Annotated in this window: 17 protein-coding genes; 8 read left to right on the forward strand and 9 right to left on the reverse strand. The window is 74.6% G+C overall.

Going from position 1 to position 20,142, the window contains the following annotated elements:
* Window positions 1-126: 126 nt before the first annotated feature.
* The 4 genes from V6V16_RS23765 to V6V16_RS23780 are packed head-to-tail and all read right to left on the reverse strand — an operon-like array spanning window position 127 to window position 5,568.
* Window positions 127-2,505, reverse strand: a complete 2,379-nt coding sequence (locus V6V16_RS23765) for a beta-glucosidase family protein (RefSeq protein ID WP_334565403.1) — start codon at window positions 2,503-2,505, stop codon at window positions 127-129.
* Window positions 2,502-3,323 (reverse strand): carbohydrate ABC transporter permease, encoded by an 822-nt coding sequence (locus V6V16_RS23770; protein WP_334565405.1) that lies wholly within the window; start codon window positions 3,321-3,323, stop codon window positions 2,502-2,504. Before V6V16_RS23770 ends, V6V16_RS23765 begins: the two co-directional genes overlap by 4 nt.
* Window positions 3,320-4,261 carry a carbohydrate ABC transporter permease gene (locus V6V16_RS23775; protein ID WP_334565407.1) on the reverse strand — a complete coding sequence of 314 codons (942 nt, stop codon included), beginning with the start codon at window positions 4,259-4,261 and terminating at the stop codon, window positions 3,320-3,322. The genes V6V16_RS23770 and V6V16_RS23775 overlap by 4 nt, the downstream gene beginning before the upstream one ends.
* An 8-nt stretch (window positions 4,262-4,269) precedes the next feature.
* A complete protein-coding gene (locus V6V16_RS23780; protein WP_334565409.1) occupies window positions 4,270-5,568 on the reverse strand; it encodes an ABC transporter substrate-binding protein in 1,299 nt (432 codons plus the stop codon).
* Between the two features lie 237 nt (window positions 5,569-5,805).
* Here V6V16_RS23780 and V6V16_RS23785 point away from each other — a divergent pair, with 237 nt between their 5' ends.
* Window positions 5,806-6,828: a LacI family DNA-binding transcriptional regulator gene (locus tag V6V16_RS23785; RefSeq protein ID WP_334565411.1), complete on the forward strand. Its 1,023-nt coding sequence runs from the start codon at window positions 5,806-5,808 to the stop codon at window positions 6,826-6,828.
* 211 nt (window positions 6,829-7,039) lie between these two features.
* Here V6V16_RS23785 and V6V16_RS23790 read toward each other — a convergent pair whose 3' ends face one another.
* Together V6V16_RS23790 and V6V16_RS23795 are read right to left on the reverse strand one after the other, a co-directional pair.
* Window positions 7,040-7,855: a peptidylprolyl isomerase gene (locus tag V6V16_RS23790; protein ID WP_442934142.1), complete on the reverse strand. Its 816-nt coding sequence runs from the start codon at window positions 7,853-7,855 to the stop codon at window positions 7,040-7,042.
* Window positions 7,856-7,957: 102 nt separating this feature from the next.
* A complete protein-coding gene (locus V6V16_RS23795; protein ID WP_334565413.1) occupies window positions 7,958-9,220 on the reverse strand; it encodes a D-alanyl-D-alanine carboxypeptidase family protein in 1,263 nt (420 codons plus the stop codon).
* Window positions 9,221-9,460: 240 nt separating this feature from the next.
* Between V6V16_RS23795 and V6V16_RS23800 the strand changes: the two genes are divergently transcribed.
* The 3 genes from V6V16_RS23800 to V6V16_RS23810 all read left to right on the forward strand — a co-directional run bounded on the left by V6V16_RS23800 (window position 9,461) and on the right by V6V16_RS23810 (window position 11,435).
* Window positions 9,461-9,793 carry a cupin domain-containing protein gene (locus tag V6V16_RS23800; protein ID WP_334565415.1) on the forward strand — a complete coding sequence of 111 codons (333 nt, stop codon included), beginning with the start codon at window positions 9,461-9,463 and terminating at the stop codon, window positions 9,791-9,793.
* A gap of 67 nt (window positions 9,794-9,860) precedes the next feature.
* Window positions 9,861-10,493, forward strand: coding sequence for a hypothetical protein (locus tag V6V16_RS23805; protein WP_334565417.1), 633 nt, complete (start codon window positions 9,861-9,863; stop codon window positions 10,491-10,493).
* A 213-nt stretch (window positions 10,494-10,706) separates the two neighbouring features.
* Window positions 10,707-11,435, forward strand: a complete 729-nt coding sequence (locus V6V16_RS23810) for a class I SAM-dependent methyltransferase (protein ID WP_334565419.1) — start codon at window positions 10,707-10,709, stop codon at window positions 11,433-11,435.
* A gap of 1 nt (window position 11,436) precedes the next feature.
* Here V6V16_RS23810 and V6V16_RS23815 read toward each other — a convergent pair whose 3' ends face one another.
* Window positions 11,437-12,177: a MerR family transcriptional regulator gene (locus tag V6V16_RS23815; protein ID WP_334565421.1), complete on the reverse strand. Its 741-nt coding sequence runs from the start codon at window positions 12,175-12,177 to the stop codon at window positions 11,437-11,439.
* A gap of 177 nt (window positions 12,178-12,354) precedes the next feature.
* On the opposite strand from V6V16_RS23815, the gene V6V16_RS23820 reads away from it, so the two are divergent.
* On the forward strand, window positions 12,355-14,628 hold the full coding sequence (locus V6V16_RS23820) for an excinuclease ABC subunit UvrA (protein WP_334565423.1): 2,274 nt from the start codon (window positions 12,355-12,357) through the stop codon (window positions 14,626-14,628).
* Between the two features lie 173 nt (window positions 14,629-14,801).
* On the opposite strand, the gene V6V16_RS23825 is transcribed toward V6V16_RS23820, so the two are convergent.
* Window positions 14,802-15,410: a helix-turn-helix domain-containing protein gene (locus V6V16_RS23825; RefSeq protein WP_334565424.1), complete on the reverse strand. Its 609-nt coding sequence runs from the start codon at window positions 15,408-15,410 to the stop codon at window positions 14,802-14,804.
* Between the two features lie 79 nt (window positions 15,411-15,489).
* Between V6V16_RS23825 and V6V16_RS23830 the strand changes: the two genes are divergently transcribed.
* Window positions 15,490-16,506 carry an NAD(P)/FAD-dependent oxidoreductase gene (locus V6V16_RS23830; protein WP_334565426.1) on the forward strand — a complete coding sequence of 339 codons (1,017 nt, stop codon included), beginning with the start codon at window positions 15,490-15,492 and terminating at the stop codon, window positions 16,504-16,506.
* A 64-nt stretch (window positions 16,507-16,570) separates the two neighbouring features.
* Here the strand turns inward: V6V16_RS23830 and V6V16_RS23835 are convergent, their stop codons facing one another.
* Complete coding sequence (locus V6V16_RS23835) at window positions 16,571-16,891, reverse strand: MazG-like family protein (protein WP_334565428.1); 321 nt, start codon at window positions 16,889-16,891, stop codon at window positions 16,571-16,573.
* Between the two features lie 114 nt (window positions 16,892-17,005).
* Between V6V16_RS23835 and gdhA the strand changes: the two genes are divergently transcribed.
* Together gdhA and V6V16_RS23845 are read left to right on the forward strand one after the other, a co-directional pair.
* On the forward strand, window positions 17,006-18,343 hold the full coding sequence (gene gdhA, locus V6V16_RS23840) for an NADP-specific glutamate dehydrogenase (RefSeq protein ID WP_334565430.1): 1,338 nt from the start codon (window positions 17,006-17,008) through the stop codon (window positions 18,341-18,343).
* Between the two features lie 118 nt (window positions 18,344-18,461).
* Window positions 18,462-19,829, forward strand: a complete 1,368-nt coding sequence (locus V6V16_RS23845) for a DUF6351 family protein (RefSeq protein WP_334565432.1) — start codon at window positions 18,462-18,464, stop codon at window positions 19,827-19,829.
* The last annotated feature ends 313 nt before the right edge of the window (window positions 19,830-20,142 follow it).

The raw sequence follows: 20,142 nt of genomic DNA on the forward strand, positions 1-20,142 counted from the left end.
GACTGGCCTGGCCACGCCCCCTGTCTACCAGCCCACGGGGCCGTCGGGCGCCCGCTCCGGCGACAGGCGTACGCGCGGGAAGCGCGGCGCCGACTCGTGGCCGTCGTAGCGCCGGGCCGCCACCGCTCACCCGGCCGACGGGGTGATGGCGAAGCGGGGGTGCAGCCGCCGGGTGTGGTCGACGTGCCGGGCGGGGCCGCGCAGCGCGACCGCCGCCACCAGCCGGTGGTCGGTGCTGGACGCGGCGAGGCGCAGCTCCAGCTCGCCCGGCTCGACCACGCGCCGCCCGTCGCGCCCGGTGAACGAGAAGAGGTCGCCCGGCACGGCCAGGTCGATCCGGCAGGCCGCGCCCGCCCCCAGCGGCACCCGCAGGTAGCCGATCAGCCGCTGCACCGGCTGGACCACGGAGGCCACCGGGTCGTGGGCGTAGACCTGCACCACCTCGCTGCCCCACCGGGTGCCGGTGTTGCGCAGCGTGAAGTGCAGCCGCAGCTCCCCGTCGGTGGCCGCCACCGGCTCGTCGACGACCAGCCCGGACCAGTCGAAGGTGGTGTAGCCGAGGCCGTGCCCGAAGCCGTACGCCGGGGTCGGGTCGACGTTGGAGACGTCGCTGGCCTGCCCCAGCCGGGCCGAGAGGTAGGTGCTCGGCTGGCCGCCCGGCGTCCGGGGCACGCTCACCGGCAGCCGCCCCTGCGGCTGCACCCGGCCGCTGAGCACGCCGGCGATCGCCGGGGTGCCCTCCTCGCCGGGGAAGAACGACTGCACGACCGCCGCGGCCTCGGACACCGCCCGACCCAGGGCGTACGGGCGCCCGGCGAGCAGCGTCACCACCACCGGCGTCGCCGTGTCCAGCAGCGCGTCGAGCAGGTACTGCTGCGCCCCGGGCAGGGCCAGCGACTCGGCGTCGCAGCCCTCGCCGCTGGTGCCCCGGCCGAACAGGCCCGCGCGGTCGCCGAGGGCGGCGACCACCACGTCCGCGTCCCGCGCCGCCTCCACCGCCGCCGCCACCCCGTCGGTGTCGTCGCCGTCGACGGAGACGCCGGGCACGGTGACCACGACGCTGTCCGCGAACTCGGCGCGCAGCGCCGCCGCCAGGGTGGGCAGCTCGATGCCGACGGGCACCTCGGGGTGGCGGGGGCCGACGTGGGCGGGGAACGAGTAGCAGCCCAGCACCGCGGTGGGGCTCTCCGCCTGGGGACCGACCAGCGCGATCCGCATCGGTCGGGACAGCGGCAGGACGCCGCCGTTGGACAACAGCACCACGGACCGCTCGGCGACCTCGCGGGCCAGCGCCCGGTTGGCCGGCGGGTCCAGGTCGAGGGTGCCGCGCACCGCGTCCGGGTCGGTCAGGTCCGCCCCGGCCAGCGCGGCCGGCACCGGGTTCCAGTCGGCGTCGAGGAGACCGAGCTGGGCCTTCTGCGTCAGCACCCGGCGGACGGCCCGGTCGACGAGCGCCTCCGGTACCGCGCCCGCCGCGAGCGCCTCGCGCAGCGGCTCGCCGAACGTCTTCACCGTGGGCAGCTCGACGTCCACGCCGGCGGCGAGGGCCGTCCCGGCCGCCTCCGCCCAGCTGCCGGCCACCCCGTGCAGGGTACGCAGGAAGGCGATGCCGAAGTAGTCGGCCACCACGGTGCCGGCGAAGCCCCAGGTGTCGCGGAGCAGGCCGGTCAGCAGCTGCTCGTCGGCGGCCGACGGCACCCCGTCCGTGTCGGTGTAGGCGTGCATCACCGAGCGCGCGCCGCCGTCGCGTACCGCCATCTCGAACGGCGGGAGCATCACGTCGGCCCGCTCGCGGGGGCCCATCGGCACGGGCGCGAGGTTGCGCCCGCCGCGGGAGGCCGAGTAGCCGACGAAGTGCTTGAGGGTGGCCACCACGCCGGTGGACTCCAGCCCCCGCACGTACGCGGTGGCGATCGTGCCGACGAGGTAGGGATCCTCGCCGATGGTCTCCTCGACCCGTCCCCAGCGCGCGTCGCGCACCACGTCGAGCACCGGGGCCAGCCCCTGGTGCACACCGACGCGGCGCAGGTCGGCGCCGATGGCGGCGGCCATCCGGCCGATCAGCTCCGGGTCGAAGGTGGCGCCCCAGGACAGCGGCACCGGGTACGCGGTGGCGCCCCAGGCGGCGAAGCCGGCCAGGCACTCCTCGTGCGCCATGGCCGGGATGCCGAACCGGTTCGCCGCCATGATGCGTTGCTGGGTCCGCAGCAGCGACAGCGCGCCGAGCGCGGGGTCGACCGGCGCGGTGCCGAACGGGCGGGTCAGCTGCCCCAGCCCGGAGTCGAGCAGGGTGTCCAGGTCGACCGGCTCCTCCATCTCGTGCTGGTACGGCGCCACCTCGCCCCCGTCGGCGGCGGCGCCCACCCAGACGCCGTAGAGCTGTGCCACCTTCTCGGGCAGGGTCATCTCGGCGACCAGGGCGTCCACCCGCGTCGCGACGTCGAGGGTCGGGTCGGTCCAGGGCGCGGTGCCGGTTCCGATGTCCAGGGTCACGTTGTCGGTCACTTTCCTCCGACGCCCATCAGCCCCTGCACGAGGGCCCGCCGGGCGAAAAGATAGACGAGCAGGACGGGCACCATCGACAGCACGACCGCGGCCAGCAGACCGGGAATGTTGATCCCGTACTGGGTCTGGAAGTCGTAGAGGCCGAGGGTGATCACCTTGGTGGAGTCGGACTGGGTCAGGATCAGCGGGAACAGGAAGCCGTTCCACGCCTGCAAGGCGGAGAAGACCGCGATCGTGGCGATCCCGCCGCGCGACAGCGGCAGCACCAGTTGCAGGAACACCCGCGCCGGGTTGGCGCCGTCGATAGCCATCGCCTCGTAGAGATCCGAGGTGATGTCCCGCATGACACCGCTGAGAATCAGCGCGCACACCGGCAGCGAGAACGCGGCGGTGGGCAGGATGACGCCGACCAGGTTGTCGTAGAGCCCGGCCTGGCTGATCAGGTAGAAGATCGGCACGATGACCGCCTGCGCCGGGATGGCCAGGCCCAGCAGGAACAGCCGGAAGACCTGCGAGGTGAGCCGACTGCGGCTGCGCACGATGGCGTACGCCAGCGGCGGCACGAGCAGCAGCACGATGGCCACCACGCTCGCGGTCACCGCCAGGGTGTTGAGCAGGTACCGGCCGAAGCCCTCGTCGAAGGCGCCGGTGTAGTTCTCCAGCGTGAAGGTGTCGGGCGGGGCGAGCGGGCCGTTGCGGCCGTACCCCTCGCGGGTCTGCACGGTGATCGCCACCATCACGTAGATCGGCAGGCCCACCAGGAGCAGCCAGAGCAGGGCGCCGAGCCCCGCGAGCCAGTTCGGACGGTGCCGCGTCACAGGCCCTCCATCGTGCTGCGCATCTTGTCGTAGCCGGAGGCCCGGACCACGATCAGCGAGATGACCGTGGCGACGACGACGAGGAGCAGGGCGATGGCCGCCCCGGCGCCGAAGTCGAAGCTGCGGAACGCCTGCTCGTACATGTAGTAGGCGGTGATGGTGGTGTCGGTGCCCGGGCCGCCCTGGGTGAGGATCAGCACCGTGTCGAAGGTGGTCAGTCCGCCGACGACCATCAGGACGACCGAGGTGACCATGGCGTTGCGCAGCTGCGGCAGGGTGACGTGTCGGAACTGCCCCCACCGGCCGGCCCCGTCGACCTCGGCGGCCTGGTAGAGCACGCCCGGCACGGCGCGGGCCGCGCCCTGGTAGATCAGCGAGTGGAACGGGATGAACTGCCAGCTGCTGACGAAGACCAGGACCGCGATGGCGCCGGTGCGGCTGCCGAAGAGGTTGCCGTCGCCGAACAGCCAGCCGGCCTGCCCGGGCACCCCGAAGTTCGGGTCGAGCAGCGCGCGCCAGAGCACCGAGACGGCGGTCGCCGACAGCAGCAGCGGCAGGAAGAAGATGGCGGAGAGCACGGCGCGGTTGCGCTGCCGCCCGGCCGCCCACACCCCGATCAGCAGGCTCAGCGGCGTCTGCACCAGCACGCCGAGGCAGGTGAGCAGGACGCTCAGCCAGAGGCTGTCGAGCATGACGGGGTCACTGGCGAGCCGGCGCCAGTTGTCCAGCCCGACGTACTCCGGCGAGCCGAGCCCCGCCCAGCTGGTGAAGCTGAGCACGACCACGAGGACCAGCGGGACGATGGCGAAGAGGCCGAAGAAGAGGGTCGCGGGGAGGGCCCACGCGAAGCCCGGACGGCTGACCGCGTGGCCGCCCGGGCTTCGTCCGGCCCGCCGCCGCTCCGTCACGGTGGGGGCGGCGAGGGTGGTGGTGGACATGGTCGCGGTCAGCCCTCCTGCAGGGACTGCATGGCCTTGATGAAGCCGTCCGCGTCGGTCCGGCCGTTGCAGTACTGCTGCACCGCCTGGTGGATGGCCGTGGTGGCCGCCGGCGGGTACGCCTGGTCCCAGGAGAGCTGGAACGACGGGGCCTCCTTGACCAGGTCGTACTGGAACCTCAGGTAGTCGGGGTTGGCGGCGGTGTCGAGGAACCTGTCGGTGCTGGTGGTGGTGGGCAGGTTGCCGATCGACAGCTGCGCCTTGACGAAGTCGTCGGAGTACTGCAGCTTCAGGAACTCCGCGACCGCCTCCGGGTGCCGGGTCTTCTTCAACACCGAGTAGAAGTTGTTGGTGTTGCCCACCACGTTGCGCGGGTCGCCCTTTCCGTCGGGGACGCTCGGGAACGCGGACCAGCCGAGCCCCGAGGCGGCGAACTTCGGGTTGGCGTCGTTGTGGGTGGAGTAGTTCCACGAGCCCATCAGCTCGAAGCCGGCCTTGCCGCTGGCCAGCAGGGTGGGCGACCCACCGTCGGTGAACTTGACCGAGTCGAAGTTGGTGCCGAAGGCGCCGGCGTCGGTCAGCTGGCGCAGCAGCTCCAGGGCGCGGCGGCTCTCCGGGCTCTCCCAGGCGCTCTTGTCGCCGGCGAGCGCCTTGGCGAACAGCTCGGGGCCGGCCACCCGGTCGTAGAGGTACTGGTACCACATCTGGGTCGGCCACTGGTCGCCGCCGCCGAGGGCGATCGGGGTGATCCCCTTGGCCTTGAGGGTCCGCACCGCGGCCAGCAGGTCGTCCCACGTCTTCGGCGGGGTGATCCCGGCGTCGGCGAGGACCTTCTTGTTGTGGAACAGCAGCACCGGCTGGGTGCCGCGCATCGGCACCCCGTACGCCTTGCCGTCGACGATGGCGGTGTTGAAGACCGAGGGCAGGAAGTTCTGCTTCAGCCCCGGATTCTTGGCGATCATGTCGTCGAGCGGCAGCAGCAGGTCGGCCTTGACGAACGGGGCGATGCTGCCGCCGCCCCAGTTGAAGAAGACGTCCGGGGCCTGCTTGGTGTTGATGATGGTCTGGAGCTTGGTCTGGTAGTCGGCGCCCGGGATGGTGTCCAGCACCGCCTTGACCTTCGACGTCTTGTTGAACGTCTCGACGAGCTGGGTCTCGACCTTGTTGGTGGCGTCGCCGTACACCAGGATGCGGATCTCGTCCGGACCGGCGGCCGGGTCGTCGTCGCCGCAGGCGGCCAGTGGCAGCGCCAGCGCGAGGGCGGCGCCGAGCGCGACGGCCCGGGTGAGCCGCGTGCGTAAAGTCATGATCGACCTCTCGTGGTGGGGGTGTGGTGGGGGACGTCGCCGCCGGCGCGACGACCGAAAGGCGTCCGACAAGTTTCCGGAATTCTTCCGTAACTCGTCCGAACGCTAGAACCGACCTGCCGTGTCGTCAACCCCCGATCGTGGGGCAAGATGAGCCGGTGGAGCGGCCCCGCCGTTCCGGACGTTTTTCGGTGGGCACAGGTACGGTCGGTCCTCCGACCGGTGAAGGAGACGCGGGTGGACGGCGACGACGGGCGCAGGATCACCATCACCGCTATCGCGCGGGAGGCCGGGGTCTCGGTGCCGACCGTGTCGCGGGTGCTCAACGGGCGCTCGGACGTGGCTCCCGGCACCCGCGAGCGGGTCGAGGAGCTGCTGCGCCACCACGGCTACCAGCGCCGCGGCAGCCGGACGGTGAGCCGCGCCGGCCTGGTCGACCTGGTCTTCAACGACCTCGACAGCCCGTGGGCGGTGGAGATCATCCGAGGCGTCGAGGACGTCGGGCACGGCGCGGGCGTCGGCACGGTGGTCTCCGCGATACACCGGCAACCGACCGCGGCGCGGCAGTGGTTGCAGAACCTGCGGGCCCGGGCCACCGACGGGGTCATCTTCGTGACCTCGCACCTGAGCCCCCCGCTGCACGCGCAGCTGCGCCGCCTCAACGTGCCGGTGGTCGTCGTCGACCCGGCCGGCGTGCCCGCGACCGACGTGCCGACCATCGGGGCCACCAACTGGGCGGGCGGGCTCGCCGCGACCGAGCACCTGCTGTCGCTCGGGCACCGGCGGATCGGCTTCGTCGCGGGGCCCACGCACCTGCTGTGCAGCCGGGCGCGCCTCGACGGCTACCGCGCCGGGCTGGAGGCCGCCGGGGTGCCGGTGGAGGACCGGCTGGTGTATCCGGGCGACTTCTACCACGCCTCGGGCTTCGCCGCCGGCACTGCCCTGCTCGACCTCGACGAGCCGCCGACGGGCATCTTCGCGGCCAGCGACCAGATGGCCTTCGGCGTCTACGAGGCCGTCCGCCGCCGCGGCCTGCGCATCCCGGACGACGTCAGCGTGGTGGGCTTCGACGACCTGCCCGAGGCCCGCTGGGCCTCACCGCCGCTGACCACCGTCCGGCAGCCCCTGGTCGAGATGGGGCGGCTGGCCGCCCGGACCGTGCTGCGGCTGGCGCAGGGCGACGGCATCGACTCGCCCCGGGTGGAACTCGCCACCAACCTCGTCGTCCGCGACAGCACGGCCCCCGCGTCGCGGCCCTGACCGGCGCCGACCCGCCCCGACGGGGCCCGGCCGGCGGCCTGACGTCCGAGGGCTCCCGGTAGCGTTCCGGAACTTCGGCCGGTCACCGCTCGCCGACGCGACCGCGCGTCGGCCCGTCGCCGGGCGACCGTCGGCCGTCCCGGCCGTCGCGCCGGGCCCGCCCGCGCGGGCGGGCCGGCCCGGGAAACGGCGGGTACGGTCCGTCGCGGGCTCAGCGGTGCGGGTGGTGGTGCCGGAGCGCCCGGTGGATCTCCACCGGCAGGGCGGGCGCGCCGTCGACCGGCGCCGGGTCCTCGGCGGTGGGCGCGATGCCGCCGGCGGCGATCCGGTCGAGGGTGGCCAGGCCGGCGGCGTCGATCGAGCCGAAGACGGTGTAGTGGGGACGCAGCGCCGAATCCGCCTGCACCAGGAAGAACTGGCTGCCGTTGGTGTCGGGCCCGGCGTTGGCCATGGCGAGCGTGCCGCGCGCGTAGAGCCGGCGCACGCCGGTCGGGTCGGTGGGTGCCGGCGGCAGGTCCGTGGGCAGCTCGTCGGCGTACCGGTAGCCGGGGCCGCCGGAGCCGGTGCCGGAGGGGTCGCCGCACTGGAGCACCCGCAGCGTCGGGTACGCGGTGAGCCGGTGGCAGGAGGTCCGGTCGTAGAAGCGGTGCCGCGTCAGGTGCAGGAAGCTCTGCACGGTGCAGGGCGCCGCCTCCCGGTCGAGGGTCAGCCCGATGGGCCCCTGGTTGGTCCGCAGCGTCACCCGCACCGTGCCCCGGTCGGGGGTGCGGCGCGGATCGGGCGGCAGCGGGACCGGGCGGGCCGCCGGGTCCTCCGGCGTGGCGGTGTAGGCGCACGGGCCGGGCGTGACGCGGGCGGGGGCCGCCGGCGACGCCGCGCCGGGCGCGGCCACCGCGGCGGCGCCACCGGCGGCGACCAGCGCCGTCGTCGCCAGTGCCGTCCCGGCGAGGCGGGTGAGCGTACGGGCCGCTGCGCGGCCTGCCGAGATCGACGTCGGAACGGGGTGCGGGCGGGGTTCGCTCGGCACGGGGATCCTCCCGGGACTCGTGGCACCAGAGAGACCGGAGTCTATGGAGCTGGCGGGCGGTTGTCGATCCGACCCGCCCGCCGTCGCGCGCCCGGTACCCGGTCAGGGCGTGCCGCGCCGCCCCGTGCCCCGCCGGCGCCGGAGCACCGCGACGGCCAGCAGCCCGACCACCGCCGCCGCGAGCGCGGCCAGCGGCCACCGGCCGGCCAGCCCTTCGTCGAGCGGACCGCTGGCCGCCGCCGGGCGCGGATCGCCGGCGGCCGAGGTGGCGGGGGGCGTGTCGACCGCCGGGGCGGTCAGCTCCCCCGGCTCCACGAGGCGGCCGACGGCGGCGCCCCGGGGCAGCGCGAAGCCCCAGTCGAGCAGGGCTGCTCCCTGCTCCCAGCCCCGCGCGGGCCGCGGCTCGGCCCCGAGCAGCGTGACCACCAGCCGTCGCCCGCCCCGCTCGGCCGCCCCGACGTAGGTGTGCCGGGCCAGGTCGGTGAAGCCCGTCTTGCCGCCGAGTGCGCCCGGGTAGCGGTGGACGAGCTGGTTCTCGTTCTGGATCTCGAATCCCCTGGTCCGCTGCGCCGGCTGGGCGGGGATCCGGTGCGTCCCGGTCAGCGCGTACCGCCGGAAGGTCGGGTCGGCAAAGCAGACGCGGGCGATCAGCGCCAGGTCGTACGCGCTGGTGAACTGCCCCGGCCCGTCGAGGCCGGACGGGGTGACCGCGTGGGTCTGCAGGGCGCCGAGGCGGCGCGCCTCCTCGTTCATCGCCCGTACGCCGCCGGCCGCCCCGTCCGCTCCGCCGCCGAGGCGGGCCAGCACGTTGGCCGCCTCGTTGCCGGACTGGAGCAGCAGCCCGAGCCAGACGGTCTCGATCCGGTACCGACCGCCGCGGACCAGCCCGACGGCCGAGGAGCCGGGCTCGATGTCCATGTCCCCGGCGGTGACGGTGACGACCTGCCGCGGGTCGAGCCGGGGCAGCATCGTGGCGGCCAGCAGCAGCTTCTGCACGCTGGCCGGGGTGCCGTACTCGTGCGGGCCGCAGCCGCCCAGCACCTCGCCGGTGTCCAGGTCGGCGACCAGCCACGAGCTCGCGGTGACCGCCGGCGGGCGGGCGACCCCCGCCGGGACGACCAGACCGGCGGTGGCCAGCGCCGGGCCGCCCACGGCCCGCTCCGCCGGCACGGCGGGCGGCGGCGACGGGCGCGGCGGGCGGGACACCCGGGGCGCGGGCGCCTTCGGGCAGGGCGTCGGCGGGGCGACGCCGGGCCCGGCCGGCAGCGGGGCGGTGGGTCCCACCGGGGCGGCCGCCGCCGGGACGGGTACGCCGGCGACGAACAGGACGGCGGCCGCCGTGGCCGCCAGCAGCCGAACCTTCATGCCCCGCACCCTAGTCGCGGGCCGCCCGGCGCGGGCCGGCTTCGCCCGCTCCCCCGGCCGCGCGCGTCACGTCGGCCGAGCGGGGCGGGTCCGGGACCATCGGCCCTGCCGGCGGGCGTGCCCTGGGCGGAGACTGGGAGTCGGGAGAGGCAGGCCGCTCTCCCACCGGATGACACGAGCACCGCCGTGCCGACGGCCCGCCCCGCGAGCCCGTCCGGCACCGGACCGAAGGGACCGACAATGGAAGCCCTCTCGCTGACCCGCCTCGCGGAAGAGCAGCTCGCCGTCGCGCGGGAGGCGGCCAGCGGACGCGCCGCCCGCTCCGTGCACGGCGGCGGGGACCGCCGGCTCCGGCAGACCCTGCTCGCCCTGCGGGGCGGTCGTCGCCTCGACGAGCACGACAACCCGGGCGAGGCGACGCTCCAGGTGCTCGTGGGGCAGGTGCGCCTGGTGGCCGGCGACGAGTCCTGGGTGGGCGAGGCCGGCGACCTGATGGTCGTCCCGCCGCTGCGACACGCGCTGCACGCCGTCACCGACGCCGCCGTCCTGCTCACCGTGACGCCACGACCGTGACCGTCCGCCCATCCCCGGGCGCGAACCGCGTGCGGGTCGCCGACCGGCGTGTGACATCGTCGTCGTCGTGCCGGAGATCCCCGTACCGCCCTTCGCCGGTCCCGAGGACGCGCGCCGCTTCCACCAGCTGTTGATGTTGCACCTGGCGCAACTCAAGCGGCCGGGCGAGCCCGTCGGCGTGCACCAGTTCCTGCTCGGCCAGGCGCTCGCGCCGCACGAACCGGGGCGGGGCGCCGGCCTGTCCTGCGCCGAGTGCGAGCGCCCCTACCCGTGCCGGACGGTGCTGCGGCTGGCGCTCGTCAGCCGCCTCGGCGTCGGCTGGGAGCCCTTCGGGCTGGTCCGGCTGCTGCGCGACGCCCGCCTCTGGAACGCTCCCTTCGACCACGTCGAGCTGGACAAGGGGCGGATCGCCTGGGAGGTCGAGCCGAGGTTCACCGCCGAGCGACGCGACGGCGGGGACTGGGTGGTCACCTCCACGGAGCGCGGCTCCTCGCGGGTCCGGGCCGAGCCGGCCGACGACCGGGCGATGGTCGAGTTCCTTGCCGACCAGGTGAGGACGCACCCGTTCCCGATGGGCTGGCGGGTACCGGAGGAGTTCCCGGCGCTGGTGGCCGACGGGGCCCGCGGCGCGGCCGGATGGTGGTCGGAACACGGGCGCCTGCCCTACCTCGCGCGGCTCGACGCGACCGGGAACTGGTGACCCGCCGGGCCGTGACCACGCGGGCGCCGGGCGCTGGCCGCGCGCGGCCGGGCGGGCCCACGGCGCGGGCCGGTCTTCGGCCGCAGGCGCAGCGCGTCGTCGGTCCGCCCGCCAGTCGGTTGGCTCACAAGCTGTTGCCCGCGGCGTCCCCCACCGACTAGAACCGGGTGACGATCGCCCGGACTCCCCGGCGACGGTGGCGAGGTGATGGCCGTGGCTCTGATCTCCTACGACGACACCGACGCGGCGGCCTTCGCCGGCACCCGGGAGGTGCCGCGCGGCGGCCTGGAGCGCTGGCGGCACGCGGTGCAGCAGCACCTGCGCCCGCGTACTGGCAGCACCGTGCTCGACGTCGGCGCGGGCACCGGGGCCTGGGCCGCGGCCTTCACAGACTGGTTCGGCCTGCGGGTGGTGGGGGTCGAGCCGGCCGGCGCGATGCGGGCGCGCGCCGCACACCGGCCGCTGCTCGCCGGCGACGCCGTCGCGCTGCCGCTGCGCGACTCCACCGTGGACGGCGCCTGGCTGTCCACGGTGGTCCACCACGTCGCGGACCTCGACGCGGCGGCGCGCGAGCTGCGCCGGGTGCTGCGGGCGGGCGCGCCCGTGCTGATCCGCTCGCCCTTCCCCGGCCGGCACCACCGGATCGAGCTGTTCCGCTGGTTCCCGGAGGCCGTGCGGGTCCTCGACACGTATCCGGACCTGGCCCGGGTGCGCGCGGTGTTCGCCGCGGCCGGGTTCACCGTCAGCACCGTCGAGCCGGTCGCGCAGACCACGGCGGCGTCGCTGGCCGAGTACGCCGAGTGCCTCGACCGGCGGGCCCACACCCCGCTCCAGTTGATCACCGACGAGGAGTACGCCGCCGGACTGGCCCGGCTGCGGGCCGCGGCCGACACGGCGACGGGCCCGGTCGTCGACCACCTCGACCTGCTGGTGTTGCGCTGAGTCAGGCCGGCATGCCCGGGTCGCGGTGTCGCAGGTAGTCGTGCAGCGCCGCCGAGGCGCGCAGCCGCCGCAGGCTGCGCCGTTGCAGCTCCTGCTCCCGCCTGGCCAGCTCCGCCCGCACCCGCTGCGCGCTGCCGGTGGAGCGCATCTCGTCGAGCACGGCCGTGATGATGTCGAAGGGGTACGCCCCCCGGCGCAGCAGCGCGACGACCTGCGCGGCGCGCAGCTCGGCCACGTCGTAGACCCGGTAGTTGGTGCCGCGCTCGCGCACCGGCCGGAGCAGCCCGCGCCCCTCCCAGAGCCGTAGCTGCGACGTGCGCACGCCGACCAGGTCGGCGACCTCGCCGATGCGCACGCCGCGGCGCGGCGCCGACGGGACCGCCGCCGGGCCGGTCACCACGGTCTCGAAGGCGCCCAGCACCCGCCGGATGTCGGCCCGCTCGCGGTCCAGCTCGGCGTGGCCGGCGTCGAGCGCCGCCAGCGCCGCCGCGAGGTCGCCCCGGTGCACCGCCGCCATGATCTCCCGGGTACGCGCCCAGCCGTGCCCCTCGGCCATCCGCCGGGCCACGGCCAGCGCCCGCACGTGGGTGGCGGTGAAGACGCGGTAGCCGGCGGGGGTGCGCTCGACCGGCGGCAGCACGCCGAGATCGACGTAGTTGCGGACCTGCTGTACGGAGATCCCGGCGGTCGCGGCGACGTCCACCGCCCGCCACCGCCCGGCACGCCGACCCGGATCCGCCACCGGGCCACCCTACCGCCTCCATGGTCGTTTGAGACTTTTCCCGTCATTGCGGCCCGTGTCAGCCCTGTGACGACGGGAAACCCTCCACGAGTGGGTGAATGAGAGAATTGAAGGCTGTCTGACCTCCGTAGACGCAGTCCGGGCGGAGCTCCGCCCACGATCTCGCGAAGGGTTCGCATGCAGCAGCCAGCACGGTCCGCCGCCGACAGCCACGACATGATCGAGGTACGCGGGGCGCGGGAGAACAACCTCGCCTCCGTCTCCGTCGACATCCCCAAGCGTCGGCTGACCGTCTTCACCGGGGTCTCCGGGTCCGGGAAGTCGTCCCTGGTCTTCGGCACGATCGCCGCCGAGTCGCAGCGTCTGATCAACGAGACCTACAGTGCCTTCCTCCAGTCGTTCATGCCGAACCTCAGCCGGCCCGACGTCGACTCGCTGCGCAACCTGAGCGCCGCCATCGTGGTCGACCAGGAGCGGATGGGTGCCAACTCGCGCTCCACCGTCGGCACCGCGACCGACGCGTACGCGATGTTGCGGATCGTCTTCAGCCGGCTCGGCACCCCGCACGTGGGTGGGGCGGGGGCGTTCAGCTTCAACCTGGCGGAGGGCATGTGCCCGACCTGCGAGGGGCTCGGACGGGTCTCCGACCTCGACGTGGCCGAGCTGGTCGACGTGGAGCGCTCGCTCAACGACGGCGCGATCAAGGTGCCCAACTTCGCCGTCGACTCGTGGTACTGGCAGACCATCGTCGGCTCGGGCCTGTTCGACCCGGACGCGAAACTCCAGGACTACACGCCCGAGCAGTGGCACGACTTCCTCCACAAGCCGGCCACGAAGATCAAGATGGGGGCCAACAACTGGACGTACGAGGGGCTGGCCGTCAAGGTACGGCGACTCTTCCTGGCCAAGGAGCGCGAGTCGATGCAGCCGCACATCCGTGCGTTCGTCGACCGGGCGGTCACCTTCACCACCTGTGCCGACTGCGGCGGCGCGCGGCTCAACCAGGCGGCCCTCTCCGCCCGGATCGCCGGGTGCAACATCGCGGAGTGCTCGGCGATGCAGATCAGCGACCTGGCCGGCTTCGTACGCGCGATCGACGACCCCTCCGTGGCCCCGCTGGTCGGCAACCTGCGCGACGTGCTCGACTCGCTGGTCGAGATCGGGCTGGGCTACCTCAGCCTGGACCGTGAATCCGCCACCCTCTCCGGCGGCGAGGCGCAGCGGGTCAAGATGGTCCGGCACCTCGGCTCCAGCCTCTCGGACGTCACGTACGTCTTCGACGAGCCGACCGTGGGCCTGCACCCGCACGACATCGCGCGGATGAACGACCTGCTGCTGCGCCTGCGCGACAAGGGCAACACGGTGCTGGTCGTCGAGCACAAGCCGGAGACGATCGCTATCGCCGACCACGTGGTCGACCTCGGGCCGGGGGCGGGCACGGCCGGCGGCCGGGTCTGCTTCACCGGCGACGTCGCCGGCCTGCGCCGTTCCGACACCCTGACCGGCCGCCACCTCGACCACCGGGTGCGACTGCGTGACGAGGTACGCCGGCCGTCCGGCCTACTGTCGATCCGCGGCGCCGACCTGCACAACCTGCGCGACGTCGACGTCGACATCCCGCTCGGCGTGCTGACCGTGGTGACCGGGGTGGCCGGCTCCGGCAAGAGCTCGTTGATCCACGGGTCGCTGCGCCGCCGCGAGGGCGTGGTCATCGTCGACCAGTCCCCCATCCGGGGATCCCGGCGCAGCAACCCGGCCACCTACACCGGCCTGCTGGACCCGGTCCGCACCGCCTTCGCCAAGGCCAACGGGGTCAAGGCGGCGCTGTTCAGCGCCAACTCCGAGGGTGCCTGCCAGACCTGCAAGGGCATCGGCCTGGTCTACACCGACCTGGCGATGATGGCCGGCGTCGCCTCGGTCTGCGAGCGGTGCGAGGGGCGGCGCTACACCGACGAGGTGCTCACCTACCGGTTGCGCGGCAAGAACATCAGCGAGGTCCTCGCGATGCCGGCCGCCGAGGCCAGGGACTTCTTCCCCGGCGGCCCGGCGCGGGCGATCCTCGACCGGCTGGTCGACGTCGGGCTCGGCTACCTCACCCTCGGCCAGCCGCTCAACACGCTCTCCGGCGGCGAGCGCCAGCGACTCAAGCTGGCAATCCGGATGGCCGACAGCGGCAGCACCTACGTGCTGGACGAGCCGACCACCGGGCTGCACCTGGCCGACGTCGACCAGCTGCTCGCCCTGCTGGACCGGCTGGTCGACGCCGGCAACACGGTCGTCGTCATCGAGCACCACCAGGCGGTCATGGCGCACGCCGACTGGCTGATCGACCTCGGTCCGGGGGCGGGGCACGACGGCGGCCGCATCGTCTTCACCGGCACCCCGGCGGAGCTGGTCACCAGCGGCGACACGCTGACCGCCCGCCACCTGCGCGATTACGTGGGCCGCTGAGCCATCGACCGCCGGGCCCCGCGGTCGACGCGGCCCGGCGGTCGACGCGCGGCTTAACGGGCGGCGCGGCCCGGTCGGCGTCCCCGCACGCCGACCCGCCCGCGTCGACGGCGCCGCCCCGCTCGGCGGCACGACACCGGGCCGCCGGCCGGCGCCCGCTCGGCACGCGGGAGTCACTCCCCCTCGGGTGGCGGGGCCTGCTGCCCGCGGGGGCGGGCGCGCAGGTGCGCGCGTTCGCCCTGCCGGCCGAAGAGGCTGAGGAACTCGACCGGTTCGGCGTCGGCGGAGCCGAACCAGTGCGGCACGCGGGTGTCGAACTCGGCCGCCTCGCCGGGCGTCAGCACCAGGTCCTGCTCGCCGAGGACGAGGCGCAGCCGCCCGTTGAGGACGTAGAGCCACTCGTAGCCCTCGTGGGTCTGCGGATCGGGCTCCCCCCGGCGACCGCCACCGGGGAGCACCAGCTTGTACGCCTGGATGCCGCCGGCCCGGCGGGTCAGCGGCAGCATCGTCATGCCGTGCCGGTTCACCGGGCGCAGGTGGATGCGCGGGTCGCCGGTGGGTGGAGCGCCGACGAGCTCGTCGAGCGTCACCCCGTGGGCCTTGGCGAGGGGAAGCAGCAGTTCGAGGGTGGGCCGGCGCGTGCCGGACTCCAGGCGGGACAGCGTGCTCACCGAGATGCCGGTCGCCGCCGACAGGTCGGTCAGGGTGGTCTCCCGCTGCCGGCGCAGCGCCCGCAGCCGGGGGCCGACCGCGCCGAGGGCCTGGTCGAGTTCGTCGTCCATGCCAACAGTTTGCCATGTCGGCAACATTGTTTGCCACTGACGCCGCGCTCGCGGATGGTGGGCGCGGGAGGTGGTCACGATGACCGATCAGCTGGATGACGGGTACGACGTGGTGGTCGTCGGGGGCGGTGCCGCCGGGCTCAGCGGGGCACTGATGCTGGCCCGGGTGCGCCGGACGGTGGCGGTGATCGACTCCGGCGCCCCGCGCAACGCCCCGGCCGGGGGCGTACACGGGCTGCTGGCCCGCGACGGCGTCGCGCCGGCCGAGCTGCTGGAGCGCGGCCGGGCGGAGGTCCGGGGCTACGGCGGCCAGGTGGCGACCGGCGAGGTCGACACCGTGGCGCGCGACGACGACGGGTTCGCGGTGACGCTGACCGACGGCCGGAGGGTCCGGGCCCGTCGGCTGCTGGTGGCCACCGGGCTGGTCGACGAGCTGCCGGACGTGCCCGGTCTGCGGGCCCGGTGGGGCCGCGACGTCCTGCACTGCCCGTACTGCCACGGCTGGGAGGTGCGCGACCGGGCCATCGGCGTGCTGGCGGGCGGGCCGATGTCGGTGCACCAGGCGTTGCTGTTCCGGCAGTTGAGCGCGGACGTCACGTACTTCTGCGGCACCACGCCGCCGACGGCCGAGCAGGCGGAGCAGCTGGCGGCCCGGGGCATCCGCGTGGTTCCCGGGGAGGTCGCGGCGCTGGAGGTCGTCGCGGACCGCCTCGCGGGCGTACGGCTGCGCGACGGCACGCTGGTCGGCCGGGAGGCGCTGGCCGTCTCGTCGCGGATGGTGGCGCGCGCCGGCTTCCTGGCGGCGCTGGGGCTGCGGCCGGCGGAGCACCCGGCCGGCGTCGGCGAGCACGTCCCGGCCGACGCGGCCGGCCGTACCGACGTGCCCGGCGTGTGGGTCGCCGGCAACGTGACCGATCCGGCCGCCCAGGTCGGTGCCGCCGCCGCCGCGGGCGCCGTGGCGGCGGCGCAGATCAACGCGGACCTCGTCGCGGAGGAGACCCGGCTGGCGGTCGCGGCCCGCCGGGAGCCGTTCTCCGCGGCGGCGGAGGCGCGCCTCTGCGACCTGGTGCTGGGCGAGCGCCGGCACGGGCTGTGAGCGGAGGGAGGGCGACGTCCCCGGCCCGCCGGTGATCCCGGCGGGCCGGTCGGGCGCCCGCGGCTCAGCCGGGAGGCGGACCGACGCGCGCCCGGACCTTGCCGGCGCACGCGTCGAGCACGAGGCGGGCGTCCAGCCCGAGGCTCTCGATGGCGACCAGCGCGGTGAACGCGACGTCCGCCAACTCCGCCGCCACGTCCTCGCGGGTGTGGGTGGCGCCCTTGCGCGGGTTCTGGCCGAGCAGGCCGATCCAGGCGCCGGCCGCCTCCCCCGCCTCCTCGGTCAGCTTGAGGATCCGGCAGGTCAGCTCGGTCCGTCCGGTGCCGTTGGCGGCGTCCAGCCAGCCGCGCGTGGCCCGGACCGCGTCCCAGATCGACTCGTCCACGCCCACAGTCAACCGGACGAGGGCCCCGGTCCGTATCCCGGGACGGTTGCCGGGTACCCCCGTGCGGGGTGGTAGCAACGAGGGCTACCCGCGGCAACGAAGGGACGTGTCGGCATGCCGGAGAGCGTGGAGACGGTGTTCGCCAGCGTGGTCGCCCGCAATCCGGGCGAGCCGGAGTTCCACCAGGCGGTACGCGAGGTGCTGGAGACCATCGGCCCGGCGCTGGCCCGGCATCCCGAGTACGGCGACGCCCAGGTGGTCGAGCGGATCTGTGAGCCGGAGCGACAGATCATCTTCCGGGTGCCGTGGGAGGACGACCGGGGCCGGATCCACGTCAACCGGGGCTTCCGGGTGGAGTTCAACAGCGCGCTCGGCCCGTACAAGGGCGGGCTGCGCTTCCACCCGTCGGTCTACCTGGGGATCGTGAAGTTCCTCGGCTTCGAGCAGATCTTCAAGAACGCGCTGACCGGGCTGCCGATCGGCGGCGGCAAGGGCGGCGCGGACTTCGACCCGAAGGGGCGCTCGGAGCGGGAGGTGATGCGGTTCTGCCAGAGTTTCATGACGGAGCTGCACCGGCACATCGGCGCCGAGACCGACGTGCCCGCGGGGGACATCGGCGTGGGCGGCCGGGAGATCGGCTACCTGTTCGGTCAGTACAAGCGGATCACCAACCGGTACGAGTCGGGGGTGCTCACCGGCAAGGGCCTGGCGTACGGGGGCGCGCAGGTGCGCCGCGAGGCGACCGGCTACGGGGCGGTCTTCTTCGCCGAGGAGATGCTCCGGCAGGCCGGGGACGGCCTGGACGGCAAGCGGGTGGTGGTCTCCGGCTCCGGCAACGTGGCGATCTACGCGATCGAGAAGGTGCACCAGCTCGGCGGCAGGGTGGTCGCCTGCTCCGACTCGACGGGCTACCTGCTGGACGAGAAGGGCATCGACCTGAAGCTGCTGCGGGAGCTGAAGGAGGAGCGGCGGGCCCGGCTCGACGAGTACGCCCGGGTCGTGCCGCACGCGGTCGCGGTCTCCGGCCGTACCGTCTGGGAGGTGCCCTGCGAGCTGGCGCTGCCGTGCGCCACGCAGAACGAGATCGGCGGCGCGGAGGCCGCGGCCCTCGTCGCCGGCGGCTGCGTCGCGGTGGTGGAGGGCGCGAACATGCCGACCACGCCGGAGGCCGTGCGCGTCCTCGGCCGGGCCGGGGTGCGCTTCGCGCCGGGCAAGGCGGCCAACGCCGGCGGGGTGGCGGTGAGCGCCCTGGAGATGCAGCAGAACGCCAGCCGGGACTCGTGGACGTTCGCCGACTCGGAGCAGCGGCTGCGCGCGATCATGCGGGACGTCCACGACCGCTGCTGGGCCACCGCCGAGGAGTACGGGCTGCCCGGCGACTACGTGGCCGGCGCGAACATCGACGGGTTCCGCCGGGTCGCGGAGGCGATGCTGGCACACGGCCTGATCTGACCGCCCGGTCAGCGGTGGCATTGACAGGGCTCGACGGCACACCTACCTTCAGTTCGCTACCGGCCGGTAGGCACCGTCGCGCCGTCGCTCCGGGCGGCCCGTCCGAGGGGGAGCAACGATGCCGTCCTCACCCGCCCGTCTCGCCCGCCGCCTGCTGGCCGCCGGGCTCGCCCTGGCCGTCGCCGCCGGGCTCGGCGGCGCGCCGGCCTCCGCCGCCGCCGAGCCGCACTCCGACGGTACGCAGCCACTGCCCGGCTACACGATCAGCAACCCGCCGCTGGCCCCGCTGACGGTGGGCGGTGCGCCGAGCACCGTCCGACAGGGCGTGCACCGGCACGCCGGCTACATCATCGAGGTGCCGGCGGCCTGGAACGGCGAGCTGGTGATGTGGGCGCACGGCTACCGCGGCCAGTTGAAGGTGCTCTCGCCGGAGCCGCCCGGCTTCGGGCTGCGCCAGCGCCTGCTGGAGCAGGGGTACGCGTGGGCGTCCTCGTCGTACGACCGCAACGGGTTCGACATCCGCTCCGGCGTGCTCACCACCAGGGCGCTGGCGGACCACTTCGGCCGGGTGGTGGGGCGCCCACACCGCACGTACGCGGCCGGGGTGTCGATGGGCGGCTACGTCATCGCCCGGTCCCTGGAGCAGTTCCCCGGCTTCTACGACGGGGCGCTGCCGATGTGCGGCGTCCTCGGCGACCACCAGCTGCTGGACTTCTTCCTCGACTACAACCTGGTCGCCCAGGCCCTCGCCGGCGTGCCGGCCTACCCGACGCCGCCGGACTACCTGAGCAACGCGGTGCCCCGGATCCAGGCGGCCCTCGGGCTGGCCGGGCTCACCCCGACGGGTCCGGACACCACCAACGCGCGCGGCAGGCAGCTGCGGGAGATCACCATCGACCGCTCGGGCGGCTCACGGCCCGGCGCGGAGGCGTCCTTCGCGGTCTGGAAGGACTTCCTCTTCTCGATCAGCGTCTCCGAAGGCGGCGACTCCCCCGGCGAGCGGCCGGGGCAGCTCGCCACCAACCTGCTCACCCGGTACCGCCCGAGCAGCCCGGTGGACGTGAACTCCCTCGTGCGGCGGGTCGCCCCGGAGAATCCGTGGCAGCGGATCCTGCCCACCCTGACCGAGGTGCCGCGCATCGCCGGGCGGCCCACCGCACCGGTGGTCAGCCTGCACAACCTCGGCGACCTCTTCGTGCCCTTCTCGATGGAGCAGGCGTACGCCCGGGACGCCGCGAGGCACGGCCGCAGCCGGCTGGTCGTCCAGCGGGCCATCCGGGCCGCGCAGCACTGCGAGTTCACCCCGGCCGAGGCGGGCGCCGCGTGGGACGACCTCACGTCCTGGGTACGCACCGGCAACCGCCCCGCCGGCGATCCGGTCACCGACCCGGCGGCCGTGTCCGCGCCGGGCTACGGCTGCCGGTTCAGCGACCGGGCCGCGTACGCCGCCGGCGTCGGCACCCGTCGCCTCTACCCCGCCTGCTGAGCCCGCCGCCCCACCTGCGGAGGTGCGTGACCGGCGCCGCCCTGGCAGCGGAGAGCGACGCGGCGACCGACCCGGCCGGGAGGCGACGCGGGCCGGCCGGTGCGGGCGTCGCGCACGTCGGTAGCCGGGCACGCCGACGGCCGGCGTCCCGGGTGTCGGGGGCCGGCCGTCGGCGTGCTGCGGAGGTGCCGCCGGCCGGCACCGAGTCAACGGTGCCGGCCGGCGGTCCCCCTTTGCGTGGAAGGTCTGTGTCAGTTGTTCCAGTGCTGGGCGACGAGGTCGGCGGCCTGCTGCTCCCACTGGGCGTAGTGGT

The organism is Micromonospora sp. CPCC 205561, from assembly GCF_036906775.1.
In the GTDB taxonomy this organism is placed as follows: domain Bacteria; phylum Actinomycetota; class Actinomycetes; order Mycobacteriales; family Micromonosporaceae; genus Micromonospora.